Raw genomic sequence first — 15,916 nt, 5'->3', positions numbered from 1 at the left:
ACCCCATAACCTGCCTCCTTTATCAAAGGCAGACTATAATATCCATCTCTGAAGCTGTATCTTTCGGTTAGATTTTTACATGACAAGATGATACCCTCCATGGTTAGATTTTACATGACTCGATTCGATTTCTTGACATAACAAAAATTACTGTATAAAAAGTTGATAGATTTATCAATTAAAGGAGGTGACAGAAATGGTGGATTTTCCAAAAACAGTAAAGGAGCTTTTTGAAAAAACGATTCCAGATAACATAAGCAAGGACACAGAAAAAGCAAAAACGTTGAACGCAATATACCAGTTTGATATTACGGGAGACGAAGCAGGTTCATGGGTTGTAAGCCTTACACCTGCTAAAGTAGGTGTGTCAAGCGGTCCTTCACCTGATGCAAAGTGTACTATAACGGTTACAGGAAAAGATATCCTTGATATCGTATCCGGCAAACTTAATGCACAGATGGCTTTTATGTCGGGTAAGCTAAAGATCAAAGGAGACATGGGTCTCGCATTAAAATTACAGAACGTATTGAAAGCAAGTTAACTTCTAATAGCGATGGCTTTGCCATCGCTATTTTTCAATTCACAAAAAATGTACGAAAGTTTCTTACATTTTTCTCTTAGAGACTATTGTAATAAAAGAATTAGTCTCACCATACGCTTCATAATCTCCGATTCTTTTCTTGCCTAATTCAATAACATAGTTTAATTAAGATTTTCATAAAACAGGTGGGTAATAAATTGAAATTTTATCAGCTAACATTTTTGATTGAAGTAGTTTTACTCCGCATGAGTTTTAGCATGCTGAATCGCGGCACATCCTGAATCCTGAACGAAGAGGCAATTTAGGAAGTGCTCATGCCCATCGTGATGATCTGAAAAGAAGCGGCATGTTTTTTGATCGGTAACATTAGTGTAGGAATTGCCACAGCCACAGGACTGATAAGCCTACGGCTGATTTTCTAAAGGTGTTTGCTTATTCTTAGAAGTTTGATATATATGTCAATGCAGGAGGAACAATGGACAGAAATATTTTTAGCGAAGAGCACGAGATCTTCAGGCAGGGATTTAAGAGATTTCTTGAACGCGAGGTTGTTCCGCACCAGGCCGAATGGAAGAAGAACGGCATGGTTTCAAAAGATGTATGGAAGAAGACCGGCAGCGCGGGGTATCTGTGCCCATGGGTTGAAGAAAAATATGGAGGTTCGGGAGTGAATTTCCTGTATTCGGTAGTTGTGATGGAGGAGATGGCTAATATAATGGAATCGGGCTTTGCCATCAACCTTCACAGCGATATTGTCGTTCCTTATATCGCCACGTTCGGGAATGAAGAGCAGAAGCAGAGGTGGCTGCCGGGCTGTGTGCGCGGTGAAATAATAACTGCCGTAGCAATGACGGAGCCTGGCACTGGGAGTGATTTGCAGGCGATCAGGACTACAGCCGTGAGGGACGGCGATCATTATATAGTAAACGGACAGAAGACTTTTATATCAAACGGCCAGCTATGCGATCTTGTTGTTACCGCATGCAAGACCAACCCAAAAGCGGATCCTCCATACACAGGCATGAGCCTCATTGTTATAGAGGATAAAACACCCGGATTCGAAAAAGGCAAAAAGCTTGAGAAAATAGGCATGAAATCACAGGACACATCGGAGATGTATTTCTCCGACTGTAAGGTACCGGTAAAGAACATGCTCGGCGTAGAAGGTGAGGGTTTTTTCCAGCTTATGCAGAAACTCCAGCAGGAAAGGCTGGTAAGCGCAATAATGGCACAGGCTGGTGCCGAGAAGGCCATCGAAGAAACAATCAAGTATACAAAAACAAGGACCGCTTTCGGAAAACCCATATCAAAGTTCCAGAATACGCGGTTCAAGCTCGCCGAGATGGCTACAGAGATAGAACTCGGCAGGACATTCGTTGACAGGCTTATTCAGGAGCATATCGCAGGTGTCGGTATTGTAAAAGAGACGTGCATGGCCAAATGGTGGATTACCGAGATGCTCAAAAGAACAATCGATCAATGCCTCCAGCTCTTCGGAGGTTACGGCTATATGCTTGAGTATCCTATTGCACAGGCATACATCGATGCACGCGTACAGACCATCTTTGCGGGTACGACCGAGATAATGAAGGAGATCATAGGCAAACAGATGGGACTGTGATTAACCCAAAAAATTGCAATAAAGCAGGTCAATTCGGTTTACCAATAAGCGAACCGATAATTTTTGTAATAGTATGCCGCTGTCACTGATATTGTGATAGCCGGGTAAAAGTGCCACCTCTAACCGACAAATTGACGCAAATTTAACAGAAATATTTTTAGGCGGTATAAAGTGCTGATGTGATCACAGAATCGAAACACTGAAGGCGGTATTTCTTTATCTATTCTTAAAATACTCAAGCGTTTGTTTTATACCATTCTCCAGACTAACAACCGGCTCCCAGTTTAACAGCCTTTTTGCAAGTGTAATGTCGGGTCTCCTCATTTTCGGATCATCCTGTGGTAATGGTTTAAATACGATCTCGCTGTTTGAATTTGAAAGCTTTATTATATAATTTGCAAAATCAGTGATCTTCCATTCCTGCGGATTGCCGAGATTAACAGGGCCTATATAATCGGACATGAGTAACCTGTATATGCCTTCAAGAAGATCCGAAACATAACAAAAGCTTCTTGTCTGAGTTCCATCGCCATAAACGGTCAAGGGTTCATTGTGAAGTGCCTGCATAACAAAATTCGGTACAACCCTGCCGTCGTTAAGCCTCATTTTTGGACCATAAGTATTAAATATCCTTACCATCCTTACATCCACCTTATGAACTCTGTGATAAGCTATTGTCATTGCCTCTGCATAGCGTTTTGCCTCATCATAAACACTCCTTGGTCCAACAGAATTAACATTGCCCCAGTATGTTTCGGGCTGCGGGTTAACAAGAGGGTCACCATAAACCTCCGAGGTTGATGCAATAAGATACCTCGCACCCTTATCTTTCGCAAACCCGATTGTCTTGTGCGTTCCGAGCGCACCAACCTTTAATGTCGAAATAGGATGTTCAAGATAATCAACAGGACTTGCAGGTGAAGCAAAATGCAAAACATAATCTATCTTGCCGGGTATGTGAATATAGTTTGTTACATCCTGATTAATAAACACAAACTCTTTGAGTTTGAAAAGATGTGATATGTTATCGAGCGAACCTGTTATAAGATTATCCATACAAAAAACATCATAACCCTTTTCAATAAAATATTCACATAGGTGTGAACCGATAAACCCTGCACCGCCTGTTATAACAATTATTTTATTCAATTTTACCTTCCTATACTATAATATTTAAAACCGAGTGAAAGCATATCGTATTTGTTATAAATATTTCTACCGTCAAATATAACCCTTTCATTCATAAGCTCAAGCATTCTTGCAAAATCAGGATTTCTGTACTCATTCCACTCCGTCATAATGATCAATCCATCCGCATTCTTCAAAGAGGTATACATATCTTTTGTATAATTTATCTTTGAACCAAATATCTTTTTTATATTCTGCATTGCTTCCGGGTCGTGCACCGTCAGTCCCGCACCCGATTTTAAAAGAGCCTGTATAACAGCAATGGATGGTGCCTCTCTCACATCATCCGTTTTAGGCTTAAATGCAAGTCCCCATATCACAAACATCTTACCTTTTATTTTACCCTTAAAATGTCTTTTTATAATCGATGTCAGTATAAGCTTCTGATGCTCGTTTACTTTATCTACGGCCTTCAGTATATTCATATTATAGCCGTACTGCCGGGCTGTATGAATAACACTTTTTACATCCTTGGGAAAGCATGAGCCTCCGTAGCCAACTCCCGGGAAAAGGAAAAGATGCCCTATGCGATTGTCGTAACCGATGCCTTTTCTCACATCATCAATATCTGCTCCCGTTAACGAGCACAGGTTTGCAAACTCATTTATAAATGATATCCGTGTTGCAAGCATCGCATTTGCAACATACTTTATCATCTCGGAGCTTTTTATGCTTGTAACAATGATCGGCTTGCCTGTTCTTGTAAACGGCTCATATAGTGATCTGAGTATTTCGCTGGTTTTATCACTGTCGGCGCCGATAACGACCCTATCGGGTTTCATAAAATCTTCTATCGCAGCCCCTTCTTTTAAAAACTCCGGGTTGGATGCCATATCAAACTGAAGCCTGGTATGACTTGCTATAATCTTTTTTACAATCTCTGAAGTACCTACCGGAACGGTACTCTTTATCACAATGATCTTGTACTCATTCATGTATTTACCAATATTTATTGCGACAGATTTTATGCTTGCGAGGTCTGTTTCACCGTTTTTATTTGGCGGTGTCCCTACCGCTATAAATATCACTTTGGAATTCTGCACGGCGGATTTTATGTCTGTTACAAATCTAAGTCTATCCGATGAGAGGTTTCTTTTAATGAGTTCATCAAGTCCGGGCTCATATATAGGCACAATACCCTTTTTAAGTGCCTCTATCTTGTTCTTATCTATATCAACACAGACAACCTCATTCCCGCTGTCTGCAAAACACGTACCCGTAACCAATCCTACGTATCCTGCTCCAATGACGGACAACTTCATTATCAAATCCTCCCAGTCTTTTTCATGTACTCATAAAGTGCGTCATACCATGGTCTTATATCAAGACCAAGTGCGTTTTTGATCTTTGTTTTATCCAGAGCAGAGTTGTGCGGCCTTTTAGCCGGTCTTGGATATGCAGAGGAATCAACAGGTATAAGTTTTATCTCCACGCCCATAAGCCTAAAAATATCCTTTGCAAAACCAAACCATGAAACAACGCCTTCATTAGAAAAATTAAAAATATCCTTTTTTATATCATTCCTTTGTATGATCAATTTTATGGCCTTAGCAAGATCCATTGTATAAGTCGGACTGCCGTATTGATCATCAACAACCTTTAATTCATCTTTTTTTTCTGCAAGTGAGATGATCGTTTCTGCAAAATTACTGCCGTGATCCCCGTACAACCATTGACTTCTGATTATCACATAGTTATCCGTGTGTTTGGTAAGCTCCTGTTCACCGATAAGTTTTGAGATGCCGTAAATACTCATCGGATTCGGCTCATCGTACTCCGTGTAATGTCCTTCCTTTTCTCCATCAAATATGTAATCGGAACTTATATGGATAACCCGTGTGTTCGTTATATTACACGCCTTTGCAATGTATCCAACGGCGGTGCCATTTATGAGTCTGGCAAGCGTTTGCTCCTGTTCCGCTTTATCTACGTAAGTATAGGCAGCGGCATTAACAAGCACATCCGGTCTTATATCCCTCATTGTATACAGCACGTCTTCGCTATTGGTTATATCAAGTTCTTTTTCTGTTAATGCTATCAAATCAAAGTTTGAACCGATTGTCTCTTTGAGTGCATAAGCAAGCATACCGTTTGCACCTGTAATAATGACCTTTTGAACTGACATATGTTTTTTATATCTTCATGCCTTTTGAGCTGTAATTTGTTTCGTAATACTTAATATACTCTCCGGATTTGACCCTATGCCACCATTTTTCATTTGTTAAATACCAATTCACTGTGTATTTTAAATACTCCTCAAGAGAATGGGATGGCTTCCAGCCAAGCTCATTCCTTATCTTTGCCGAATCTATCGCATATCTGCGATCATGCCCTGGCCTGTCTTTTATATAAACTATTAGGGATTCGGGCTTATTCATTATCTTAAGTACCTGTTTTATAATATCCACGTTCGTACTTTCAGAATCAGCACCAATATTGTAGATCTCTCCGTCCTTACCTTTATGAAGAACCGTATCTATTGCTGAGGCATTATCCGTTACAAATATCCAATCCCTTACATGCAGACCATCTCCATATATTGGAACGGGTTTATTCTCAATCACATTTGTGATTGCAAGGGGTAAAAGCTTTTCTGGAAACTGATTCGGACCATAGTTGTTTGATGTTCTCGTTATGATCACTGGCAGATTGAATGTTCTGGAGTATGAAAGTGTAATAAGATCTGCAGACGCTTTACTCGCCGAGTACGGGCTGTTTGGATGAACCGGCGTTGTTTCTGTAAATCTGCCCGTTGGTCCTAACGCACCGTACACCTCATCTGTCGAGATTTGAATAAATCTTGATATACGCCTCTCTCTTGCCGCATCAAGTAAAACATGGGTGCCCAGGATATTTGTTTTTATAAATGCGGCAGGTTCAAGTATACTTCTGTCCACATGTGATTCTGCTGCAAAGTTTACAACGGCATCGATACCTTTATCCATTATACCTTTTATAAGAGAGGCATCCAAGATATCCCCTTTTATAAAGGTATAATGTGGATTGGAAGCTACCTCATCAAGGTTTTCAAGGTTACCCGCATAGGTTAGGAGATCAAGATTTACAACGTCATAACCGGGATGTTTTTCAAGGATATACCTGATAAAATTAGAGCCTATAAAGCCCGCTCCGCCTGTAACAAGAAGCCGCATTAACCATCCTTTCTTGACCAGTCATAAGGAATATTGTTTTTATGAGGATCAAGTCTGTACTCATCAGGCTGGGTATAATTGTATACTGCTGTAGGTATATTTATAACTATAGCCGTATCCTCGCTTATACATTTAAAGCCGTGATAGACCATTTCCGGGATCACAACAAGTATAGGGTTGTGTTCCCCTACAAAAAATTCATTTACCTCACCCTTTGTTTTTGAATCTTCTCTCTCGTCATAAAGTACAATCTTCATCATGCCTTTAACCACTGCCATGTTATCTGTTTGATGTTTATGATAATGCCATGCCTTCACTACGCCAGGATATGCCGTTGTCATATAAACCTGGCCGAACTTTTTGAATATCTCTTCGTCGCTCCTCAAGATCTCCATTAACTTACCCCTTTCATCCGGGATAACTTTTAATTTTTTTATTTTTACACCATCTATCATATTAATCCCACCTTACTGTTATCTCCAAGCAATAGCCTATAAACCTTCGGCTTTTCAGTGCTTCTCCTAACCTCAACATTCCTGCCGACCAGACTATCCTCTATCTTTGTATCAACATCCTCTATGATACTGTTTTCAAGGATTATGCTGTGTTCTATCTCACTGTTTATAACCCTCGCACCCGAAGATATTGATGAAAAAGGACCTATATAAGAGTTCAATATTCTTGCATCCCTGCCTATGATTGAAGGACCTCTGATTGTTGAGTGCTCTACAATCGCACCTTCTTCAACAACCACTTTAAATTCCACCTTTGAATGCTCATCGATATCACCCATTATGTTCAATTCAAGCATATCAAGCATCATTCTATTTGCCTCAAGCAGGTCTTCGAGTTTACCGGTATCCTTCCACCAGCCTTTTACTATATGAGGTAAGACATTATATCCATTATCTATAAGCCACTGAATCGCATCCGTTATCTCGAGTTCGCCCCTTTTTGAAGGCTTTATTGCTCTAACCGCATCATGTATATGTTTATCAAACATGTAAACTCCAACAAGTGCGAGATCCGTCTTGGGGCGCGAAGGTTTTTCCTCAAGCCTTGAAACCTTAGAATCAACAAGCTCTGCAACACCAAATTGGTTTGGGTTTTTTACATGGGCGAGCAGTATTTGAGAATTCGGTTTTTCTTTTTTAAACTGTTCTACAAGATTTGTAATACCGTCCTTTATAAGATTGTCTCCAAGGTACATGACAAACTCATCATCTTTGAGAAATTCTTTTGAAATGAGTACGGCATGTGCAAGGCCGAGCGGAGCGTCCTGTTTAATGTAGGTAACACTGACGCCGAATTTTGAACCATCTCCCACAGCATCACTTATCTCCTGTGAGGTATCTCCGACTACTATTCCGATCTCTGTTATGTCTGCATCTTTTATGGATTCGATGCCGTAAAAGAGTATTGGCTTATTAGCAACTGGTATAAGTTGTTTTGCACCTGTATGGGTTATGGGTCTGAGCCTTGTTCCTTTGCCTCCACTCAGTATCAGAGCTTTCATTATCTAAAAAAGTTCCTTATCCTGTCAAATATCGTAGGGTGCCCGCTGTAGACTGCCTTAAGCTCCATTGTCATCGCCTTACTCTTAAGGAACACATTCATGGGAACATCCCATGTAACATCCCTATTATTTATTTTTCCGTTTGAGGAAATCACATTGGTCGGGAAACTAACATCTATCATTATTCTGAAATTGGTAAGAGAACCCCTGTATATCATCATCGGTTCGGGTGATTTTGATTCCTGGCTCCTATTCATGGTGTTGATTAAATCTATAACAAGCTCTTTATTTCCGTTAAGCTCATGGTTAACAAACTTAATATTATTTGTTGCGAGATTATTTATATTCTTGAATTTAACACTTCCCCCGACTACATAATAGCCCTTTTTTATGGATGTCTTTGTACTATTTACGGTAACACCCCTAAGCCCCGCGAATTCTTTTTTAAGTTCATCCGCCGTTAAAGGGAATACAATACCCGTCTGTGCCATGGCATTACGTAACAGCTGAGGATCTTTGATCAATGCCTCCGGTATGGAGTAAGCAACGTGCATACTGCCGGAGCCGTTGAGCCTTAGTACAACAGACTCGTTCACATTTATACAACCGGCCATGAATATTAATAATATAAAAACCAGACGTTTTATCATAGATAAGCAATTGCACAACTTCATAAGTTATGTCAACATTTTAATTTTGTAAATGGCTGAATTATCGGTAGTGGTACTTGATTTTTAGACTGAGTAGGAAAATTAAAGCATGACTCTTTTTATATTTAGTGTTATCAAAAAAATAAATGGAGGTTTGATGGCTGATACATTGTACGGCGTAAACCCTGTCATAGAGGCTTTAAAAGCAGGCAAACGCAGAGCAGTCAAATTATATTTATCAGGTAAAAGGCACGATAAATATGAAGACATTATAAGGCAGTTTTCCAAAAGGCTGTCTCTGCCTTTAGAGATCGTAGATAAACGGGATCTCGACAACATCGCACTAACACAAAACCATCAAGGCGTTGCAGGCATTTTTCAAACATATCCATACTCCGGTATAAAAGATATGCTTGATTATGCAAAACAAAAAAAAGAAAAACCTTTTTTAATAGCGCTGGATGAAATCCAGGACCCGCAGAATGTGGGTGCAATCATAAGGACGGCATCGTGTCTCGGGGTACACGGCGTTATCATAACAAAACGACATTCTTCATACATAACCCCTGCTGTCGCAAAGGCATCGGCCGGTGCTACGGAATATATGAACATATCAATTGTTCCTAACCTTAGGGCGGAGATTGAATCACTAAAAAGGGATAACCTTATTGCAATAGCCATGGATGAAAACGGCACAAACAACTTTAACGATATACAATCCGGTAATGGGATAATCCTGGCTATCGGCAGCGAGGGAAACGGTATAAGGAAACCGGTGTTTGATGTGTGCGATTATTCTGTTTCGATCCCTTTGAAAAGTCCGATAAGTTCATTAAATGCATCCGTTTCAGCAGGCATTGGTATGTACATGCTGATCAATAACTATAGATGATCATATCTTTTAGTACCCTTTACCTCTAAAACGAAATCAGCTCCAAATGCCATTGCAGGTGTTAATGCCCCTTTAAGTTTTAATTGAAAAACTTTTTCAATGCCAAGCACACCTGCAATAGCAGTAAATCTATAGCCTTCAACCGTATCAAGCCATGCCTCTTTTCTCTCCCCTTTTTCATTCTTTGCCATTGCCCATACATAGGAATGCCCCTCATTAAGCATTCTTTCATCCGGACCGCTTATAAACCTATCTACAAGTTTCCGTGACAATACCTTTATCATGTTCATCTTTATAATACCTTTAATAAGGGGTGTACCGTAACGAATGATAGGTACGGCATAATCAGGATAAACCATATAGGTTGTAATATTTGGTATGCCGGTAGAGCGATAGGCTGTTTCAAGATCACCCCACGGAATAGGCATTGCTGTATAAGTTTTATTGATGAATTTTATTTTTTTTGTCCCCCTGCCGAGTGTATAGGGAGTAAGTTTTCCATTCCTTCTTATAAAACCGCCTTCCGGCAGCACGTTGAGGATGGTTTTAAACGTTCCTGCACTTGGGTTGCCAAGCCCTGAGAAAGCAAGCTCTAATTCCTTTGCCTCCATGACATGATCGGATACGTACCGTGCCATACAATCCGTCGGCACGACATCAAACCCAACGCCTGACATAAGAACTATACCCCTTTCTTTTGCTTTTTCATCATAAGAAAAGGTTTTCTGAAAAACAGGTATTTCGCCTGTTATATCCATATAATTTGTTCCTGCCTCGAGGCATGCCTGTATGATTGGTTCTGAAGTATGAACAAAAGGACCCGCTGCATTAAAAACAAGCTTTACTTCTGATAGCAGCTTCCTCAGTGCATCTTTGTCATTTAGCCCAACCACCGCCATTCTCAATCCTAATGAATCCGACATTAGTTTAAGCTTTTCTCCGGAGCGGCCTGCAAGTATAGGCTTATGTCCTCTTTTAACAGCTTCCTGAACAATCAATTTACCCGTATACCCATAAGCACCGTATATTAACCATTCATTATTTTTCATATTTTACCCCTCTATGCTTTTGTAAGCATTCATAAGAAAAAAAGAACAATATTATGCCGGTTATTCAAAAACCCCGTTTTAAAGTAGTGGCGGTTTAACGGTAATCAGTTCTATTGACTTTTCAAATATGTCTATTCCCATCTTTAATTCATGCTCTGTTATAATAAGCGGCGGCAGAAATCTTATGATATTCCCGCCGGTCACATTGACTATCAAACCCGCTTTAAGACATTCATCAAAAACCTTTGATGCAAGACCCGCATCATAAAACTCTATACCTATTGCAAGCCCCATGCCTCTTACATCTTTTATTTTATCCGGATATCTTTTCTTTATCTCTAATAAGCGTTTGAATGCTACAGATCCAAGCCTTTTGGCATTGTTGGACAGCCTGTTTTTTATGATATGGTTTATCGCAGCTATACCCGCAGATGCCGCAAGAGGTGAACCTCCAAATGTTGTACCGTGTGTTCCATAGTCAAAATATACAGATACGGCTTTGGTTGCAAGTACTGCACCCATTGGTACTCCGCCTGCGATGGATTTTGCAATGGTAACAATATCCGGTTTTATGCCGTAATTCTCGTATGCAAACAGTTTACCGGTTCTTCCAAGACCTACCTGAACCTCATCCATTATCAAAAGTATATCCATTTTTTTTGTTTGCTCTTTTACAAATTTGATGTACTCTTTTGTTGCCGGATAAATTCCACCCTCACCCTGAACAGGCTCAAGTATTACAGCACACACATCATCCCCCAACGCCGCATTCATATTCTCAATATCATTAAATCCCACATGCCGGAAGCCCGGCACCATTGGCTCAAAACCTATTTGATATTTTTTTTGTCCTGTAGCCGAAAGCGTACCGTATGTTCTGCCATGAAAAGAGTTATTTGCACTTACAATAACATACCTACCCTGACCATATTTTTTGTATGAATATAGTCTCGACAGCTTTATTGCCCCTTCATTTGCTTCCGCGCCGCTGTTACAAAAAAATACCTGATCCGCAAAAGAGTTTTTTGTGATCAACCGTGCAAGCTCTGCCTGCGGAGCGGTATAAAAATCATTTGTTACGAGTATGAGCTGTTTTGCCTGTGCTGTAATTGCTTTTACAACGTCAGGATTGGAGTAACCCGTGTTTGCAGCCCCCCTTGCACCAAGGAAGTCCATATACCTTTTGCCATTATTGTCCCAGAGATATATCCCTTTACCCCTTGTTATGACAATGGGTATCCTCTTGTATGTATGCATTATAAAATTATCGGCACGTGTTATCGTGGTATTTTTTTTCATACGATGGTATTCTTCTTTTTAATATTTAATCCTGAGTTTTCCATTTCACATTATCTCCGTTCCTACACCTTCCGGCGTGAATATTTCAAGAAGTACGGCATGGGGGATTCTTCCATCAATAATATGGCATTTTTTTACACCATGCTTGATTGCCTCTACGGCATATCTTACCTTTGGAATCATGCCACCTTTTATTACACCGGAGCTTATAAGCTCCTCGGCATCCCCGGATTTTATATTGGTTAATAATTTACCTTTACCATCGAGCACACCGTCAACATCGGTGAGAATAATGAGTTTCTCGGCTTTCAAGGAGGAGGCGATCTTGGCTGCTGCAACATCGGCATTCACATTAAAAGCCCTGCCGTCGTCACCAACAGCAACAGGTGCTACGACAGGTACAAAGTGATTCAGCTCGAGCGTCCTTATAATCTTTGTATCTGCGCTTACAATATCACCTACCCTGCCCATATCAAGTATGTCTCCGCTCCCGCTGTCTTTCATCTCGACCTTTTTTGCGATCAGCATTTTGCCGTCCTTTCCGCTTATGCCTACAGCCTTGCCTCCAAGATGATTGATCAATCCGACTATTTCTTTGTTGATCTTCCCGACAAGAACCATCTCCACAATGTCCATTGTTCTTTCATCAGTTACACGCAATCCGTCGATGAACTTGCTTTCCTTGCCGAGCTGTTTTAACAGGTCATCTATCTGGGGACCTCCGCCGTGTACAACCACGGGTTTTAAACCTATGTACCACAGCAGTATGATGTCTCTTGCAAAATTATTCTTCAACTTTTCATCAAGCATTGCATGACCGCCGAATTTAAACACAAAGGTCTTGCCGTAAAAGTTTTTTATATACGGCAGAGCCTCTATAAGGACAGACGCCTTCTCGATATACGCTTCCATGGTTATAAAATATATTTACTGAGATCCTCGTTTTTCAGGATCGGACTCAGTTTTTCTACAACATAGTTTTCATCTACGTTTATGGTCTGGTTTGTATATTTATCTGCGTTAAACGATATGTCCTCAAGCAGCTTTTCCATAACCGTATGAAGTCTTCTGGCACCTATATTTTCCATCCTTTCATTACATATTGATGCGATCTCGGAAATCTTCTCTATCGACTCTTTTGTGAAAACAAGATTTACATGCTCTGTTTTAAGCATCTCTTTGTATTGCTTTATCAGGGCATTATCGGGCTCCGTAAGTATTCTTACAAAATCCGTTTTTGTCAAAGGTTCAAGCTCAACTCTTATCGGGAATCTGCCTTGCAGCTCTGGTATGAGGTCTGAAGGTTTACTTACATGAAATGCACCCGCTGCTATAAACAACACATGATCCGTCCTCACCATGCCATACTTTGTCATAACGGTCGTTCCTTCTATAAGAGGTAAAATATCCCTCTGTACCCCTTCTCTTGAAACGTCTGGCCCGTATCCGCCTTCCTTGCTTGCGATCTTGTCTATCTCATCTATAAACACGATCCCCGCTTCTTCGACCTTTTTAATGGCTATTCTAACAACCTTATCCATATCTACTATCTTTTGCAACTCTTCCTGTACGAGCATATCATACGCCTCAGGAACTTTTATTTTCTTGCGTTTTGTTTTCTTTGGTAAGATGTTTTCAAACATATCTTTCATGTTGAATTCCATGCCTTCGCCGCCCATACCTGTAAATACCTCGAGCACAGGCATCGGCATGTAGTTTATATCCATCTCTACATATCTATTATCAAACTTCCCTGCTCTAAGCATGACTCTGAATTTCTCCCTGGTGTTTTCCGCTATTTCTTCATCAGGCGTTTTTTGCTCATTCTCTGTCTGCTTTACATGGTTTTTTCTTTTTGCCGGCAACAGCAGGTCAAGCAATCGTTCTTCTGCAAGTTCTTCTGCCTTAGGGATTAGATTTTCCTCCTCTTCATCCCTGACCATACCGACGGCTATTTCAACAACATCCCTTACTATTGATTCTACATCTCTACCCACATACCCAACCTCTGTATATTTTGATGCCTCTACCTTGATAAACGGGGCCTGGGCGAGCTTTGCAAGTCTTCTTGCTATCTCTGTTTTACCGATCCCCGTAGGTCCTATCATTATTATGTTCTTCGGCGCTATTTCATCCCGCATTTCAGGCGACACATGCTGCCTTCGCCATCTGTTCCTCATTGCTATAGCTACCATACGTTTTGCCTCTTTTTGACCTACAATATATCTGTCAAGTTCCTGCACTATGTTAGAAGGTAGGAGCGAATGTGTCGGTTCTATCTGCTCAAGCTTATCCATTTTTTCTGCGGTTTCCTTACTCTTTTTCATAGATTATACCTCTTTTACAGTTCTTCTGTTATTATGTTATTGTTTGTGTAAATACATATATCTGAAGCAATTTTAAGCGCATTCTCTGCTATTGCCTTTGCATCAAGATTTGTAAATTGAACCATTGCCCTTGCAGCTGCCAGTGCATAATTACCGCCGGAACCAATAGTAATTATATTATCATCGGGTTCAATAATATCCCCTGTCCCCGAAAGTAACAATGAAAGGGACTTATCCGCAACTATTAAAAGCGCCTCAAGCCTGTGCAGGATCTTGTCCGTCCTCCAGTCCTTTGCGAGTTGAACAGCCGATTTCATAAGGTTTCCTCTGTTCTCTTCAAGTTTTGTCCCGAATCTGTCAAACAACGTAAATGCGTCAGCTGTAGAGCCTGCAAAGCCCGCTAATATCGTATCATTGTAAAGTCTTCTGACCTTTTTTGCGGTATGTTTTATTATACTATCTCCAAGTGTGACCTGGCCGTCTCCAGCCATAACCACTTTTCCGTTATGCCTTACAGCTATAATTGTTGTACCTTTAAACATTAAAACCCCCTGTCTTTAAAGTGCGAGTAATCTATTTTTTATGTGCTCTTGGATGGGCATCATCGTACACCTTTAACAATTTATCCATGCTTGTATGGGTATACATCTGAGTTGTTGATATAGTAGAGTGTCCGAGAAGCTCCTGTATCATTCTCAGATCGGCACCCGAATCGAGCAGATGAGTGGCAAATGTATGCCTTAATGAATGAGGACTTATATTTTTATTTATGCCCGCAAGCAATATGTACCTTTTCACTATTAGTCCCACACCTCTTCTTGTAATCCTTTTGCCGTTCCTGTTAATAAATAACGGCTCGCCTTCGTTCTTAATATTACGTTTCCGGCTCAAAAAATCTCTTCTTGCTTCAATATAACGGGTCAATACATCAGCGGTCTTTTGATTGATCGGAACAACTCGTTCCTTTCTGCCTTTACCCAATACCTTTACATACCTTATATTAATATCAATATTTTTAATATCCAGTCCTACGAGTTCTGAAACACGCAGTCCGCTTGCATAAAACAGCTCAAGCATGGCTCTGTCCCGCAATCCTGGAAATCGGTCCGTATCCTGCAGCGTTAAAAGATCAAACATCTCATCAATATTCAAGAACCCTGGCAGCATTTTATCTTTTTTAGGCGTTGAAATAAGTTCTGCAGGATTCATATCTACTATGTGCTCTCTTAATAAGAATTTATAAAATGTTTTTAAAGTTGCAAGCTTTCTGCCTACAGAGCTTTTTTTATTTTTTTTTAAAAGCTTGGTAATAAATCCTCTGATCTCGCTAATACTCACATCTTTAAAAGTTTTTGATGGATTCAGTGATTCAAGGAAAGAGAAGAACTCTTTCAGATCCCTTATGTACGCTTCTATGGTATTTTCAGATGCGTTTTTTTCTACACTAAGATAGGTCGTAAAAAGATCAAATATCTCATCCATTTTTATATATGTTAACACATTGCGGCAATTTTTTCAATACGGCCTTTTTTTCTTTCGCACTGATGCAGCTACCCTGTCAAGTCATGTAAAAATCTAACCGAAATAGGTATCATCTTGTCATCCAGAAATCTAATCATGGGGTTGGGTAATAAGCTCTCCTTTCTTGTTCTTGATATATACTTTCATACCAAAGATTTCA

At 40.2% G+C, this 15,916-nt stretch carries 16 protein-coding genes; 3 read left to right on the top strand and 13 right to left on the bottom strand.

Going from position 1 to position 15,916, the window contains the following annotated elements; all coding sequences use genetic code 11:
- Nucleotides 1-196: 196 nt before the first annotated feature.
- Together M1381_08890 and M1381_08885 are read left to right on the top strand one after the other, a co-directional pair.
- Nucleotides 197-541, top strand: coding sequence for an SCP2 sterol-binding domain-containing protein (locus tag M1381_08890; protein ID MCL4479194.1), 345 nt, complete (start codon nt 197-199; stop codon nt 539-541).
- 475 nt (nt 542-1,016) lie between these two features.
- Nucleotides 1,017-2,162 carry an acyl-CoA dehydrogenase family protein gene (locus M1381_08885; protein ID MCL4479193.1) on the top strand — a complete coding sequence of 382 codons (1,146 nt, stop codon included), beginning with the start codon at nt 1,017-1,019 and terminating at the stop codon, nt 2,160-2,162.
- Nucleotides 2,163-2,378: 216 nt separating this feature from the next.
- Here M1381_08885 and M1381_08880 read toward each other — a convergent pair whose 3' ends face one another.
- The 7 genes from M1381_08880 to M1381_08850 are packed head-to-tail and all read right to left on the bottom strand — an operon-like array spanning nt 2,379 to nt 8,668.
- Entirely contained in the window at nt 2,379-3,311 is a 933-nt protein-coding gene (locus M1381_08880) for an SDR family oxidoreductase (protein MCL4479192.1), read from the bottom strand.
- Between the two features lie 2 nt (nt 3,312-3,313).
- Nucleotides 3,314-4,612 (bottom strand): UDP-glucose/GDP-mannose dehydrogenase family protein, encoded by a 1,299-nt coding sequence (locus M1381_08875; protein MCL4479191.1) that lies wholly within the window; start codon nt 4,610-4,612, stop codon nt 3,314-3,316.
- A 2-nt stretch (nt 4,613-4,614) separates the two neighbouring features.
- On the bottom strand, nt 4,615-5,475 hold the full coding sequence (rfbD, locus tag M1381_08870; protein MCL4479190.1) for a dTDP-4-dehydrorhamnose reductase: 861 nt from the start codon (nt 5,473-5,475) through the stop codon (nt 4,615-4,617).
- Between the two features lie 7 nt (nt 5,476-5,482).
- Nucleotides 5,483-6,502, bottom strand: a complete 1,020-nt coding sequence (rfbB, locus tag M1381_08865) for a dTDP-glucose 4,6-dehydratase (GenBank protein ID MCL4479189.1) — start codon at nt 6,500-6,502, stop codon at nt 5,483-5,485.
- Nucleotides 6,502-6,957, bottom strand: coding sequence for a dTDP-4-dehydrorhamnose 3,5-epimerase family protein (locus tag M1381_08860; GenBank protein MCL4479188.1), 456 nt, complete (start codon nt 6,955-6,957; stop codon nt 6,502-6,504). The genes rfbB and M1381_08860 overlap by 1 nt, the downstream gene beginning before the upstream one ends.
- Complete coding sequence (locus M1381_08855; GenBank protein MCL4479187.1) at nt 6,954-8,018, bottom strand: glucose-1-phosphate thymidylyltransferase; 1,065 nt, start codon at nt 8,016-8,018, stop codon at nt 6,954-6,956. The genes M1381_08860 and M1381_08855 overlap by 4 nt, the downstream gene beginning before the upstream one ends.
- On the bottom strand, nt 8,018-8,668 hold the full coding sequence (locus tag M1381_08850) for a hypothetical protein (protein ID MCL4479186.1): 651 nt from the start codon (nt 8,666-8,668) through the stop codon (nt 8,018-8,020). The genes M1381_08855 and M1381_08850 overlap by 1 nt, the downstream gene beginning before the upstream one ends.
- Before the next feature lie 157 nt (nt 8,669-8,825).
- Here M1381_08850 and rlmB point away from each other — a divergent pair, with 157 nt between their 5' ends.
- A complete protein-coding gene (rlmB, locus tag M1381_08845) occupies nt 8,826-9,560 on the top strand; it encodes a 23S rRNA (guanosine(2251)-2'-O)-methyltransferase RlmB (GenBank protein MCL4479185.1) in 735 nt (244 codons plus the stop codon).
- On the opposite strand, the gene M1381_08840 is transcribed toward rlmB, so the two are convergent.
- The 6 genes from M1381_08840 to xerC all read right to left on the bottom strand — a co-directional run bounded on the left by M1381_08840 (nt 9,551) and on the right by xerC (nt 15,717).
- Nucleotides 9,551-10,609, bottom strand: a complete 1,059-nt coding sequence (locus tag M1381_08840) for a saccharopine dehydrogenase NADP-binding domain-containing protein (GenBank protein ID MCL4479184.1) — start codon at nt 10,607-10,609, stop codon at nt 9,551-9,553. The two genes, rlmB and M1381_08840, sit on opposite strands and share 10 nt — an antisense overlap.
- Nucleotides 10,610-10,687: 78 nt before the next feature.
- Nucleotides 10,688-11,908 carry an aspartate aminotransferase family protein gene (locus M1381_08835; protein ID MCL4479183.1) on the bottom strand — a complete coding sequence of 407 codons (1,221 nt, stop codon included), beginning with the start codon at nt 11,906-11,908 and terminating at the stop codon, nt 10,688-10,690.
- 45 nt (nt 11,909-11,953) lie between these two features.
- The gene (gene argB, locus M1381_08830; protein ID MCL4479182.1) at nt 11,954-12,820 is read right to left on the bottom strand and encodes an acetylglutamate kinase; all 867 of its coding nucleotides are present in this window, start codon (nt 12,818-12,820) and stop codon (nt 11,954-11,956) included.
- Nucleotides 12,821-12,822: 2 nt separating this feature from the next.
- Complete coding sequence (gene hslU / locus M1381_08825; GenBank protein MCL4479181.1) at nt 12,823-14,205, bottom strand: ATP-dependent protease ATPase subunit HslU; 1,383 nt, start codon at nt 14,203-14,205, stop codon at nt 12,823-12,825.
- Between the two features lie 44 nt (nt 14,206-14,249).
- Complete coding sequence (gene hslV / locus M1381_08820) at nt 14,250-14,777, bottom strand: ATP-dependent protease subunit HslV (protein MCL4479180.1); 528 nt, start codon at nt 14,775-14,777, stop codon at nt 14,250-14,252.
- A gap of 31 nt (nt 14,778-14,808) precedes the next feature.
- On the bottom strand, nt 14,809-15,717 hold the full coding sequence (xerC, locus tag M1381_08815) for a tyrosine recombinase XerC (protein ID MCL4479179.1): 909 nt from the start codon (nt 15,715-15,717) through the stop codon (nt 14,809-14,811).
- Nucleotides 15,718-15,916 lie beyond the last annotated feature (199 nt).

This window comes from Deltaproteobacteria bacterium, from assembly GCA_023382265.1.
Taxonomy (GTDB): Bacteria; JAMCPX01; JAMCPX01; order JAMCPX01; family JAMCPX01; genus JAMCPX01.
This window is presented reverse-complemented; position numbering and strand designations above follow the sequence as displayed.

Coding starts and splice junctions, on each gene's coding strand:
- M1381_08855 (MCL4479187.1), bottom strand. CDS start 8,018: ATGAAAGCTCTGATACTGAGTGGAGGCAAAGGAACAAGGCTCAGACCC.
- M1381_08835 (MCL4479183.1), bottom strand. CDS start 11,908: ATGAAAAAAAATACCACGATAACACGTGCCGATAATTTTATAATGCAT.
- xerC (MCL4479179.1), bottom strand. CDS start 15,717: ATGGATGAGATATTTGATCTTTTTACGACCTATCTTAGTGTAGAAAAA.
- M1381_08850 (MCL4479186.1), bottom strand. CDS start 8,668: ATGATAAAACGTCTGGTTTTTATATTATTAATATTCATGGCCGGTTGT.
- rfbB (MCL4479189.1), bottom strand. CDS start 6,502: ATGCGGCTTCTTGTTACAGGCGGAGCGGGCTTTATAGGCTCTAATTTT.
- hslV (MCL4479180.1), bottom strand. CDS start 14,777: ATGTTTAAAGGTACAACAATTATAGCTGTAAGGCATAACGGAAAAGTG.
- M1381_08860 (MCL4479188.1), bottom strand. CDS start 6,957: ATGATAGATGGTGTAAAAATAAAAAAATTAAAAGTTATCCCGGATGAA.
- rlmB (MCL4479185.1), top strand. CDS start 8,826: ATGGCTGATACATTGTACGGCGTAAACCCTGTCATAGAGGCTTTAAAA.
- argB (MCL4479182.1), bottom strand. CDS start 12,820: ATGGAAGCGTATATCGAGAAGGCGTCTGTCCTTATAGAGGCTCTGCCG.
- M1381_08885 (MCL4479193.1), top strand. CDS start 1,017: ATGGACAGAAATATTTTTAGCGAAGAGCACGAGATCTTCAGGCAGGGA.
- M1381_08890 (MCL4479194.1), top strand. CDS start 197: ATGGTGGATTTTCCAAAAACAGTAAAGGAGCTTTTTGAAAAAACGATT.
- rfbD (MCL4479190.1), bottom strand. CDS start 5,475: ATGTCAGTTCAAAAGGTCATTATTACAGGTGCAAACGGTATGCTTGCT.
- M1381_08875 (MCL4479191.1), bottom strand. CDS start 4,612: ATGAAGTTGTCCGTCATTGGAGCAGGATACGTAGGATTGGTTACGGGT.
- M1381_08840 (MCL4479184.1), bottom strand. CDS start 10,609: ATGAAAAATAATGAATGGTTAATATACGGTGCTTATGGGTATACGGGT.
- hslU (MCL4479181.1), bottom strand. CDS start 14,205: ATGGATAAGCTTGAGCAGATAGAACCGACACATTCGCTCCTACCTTCT.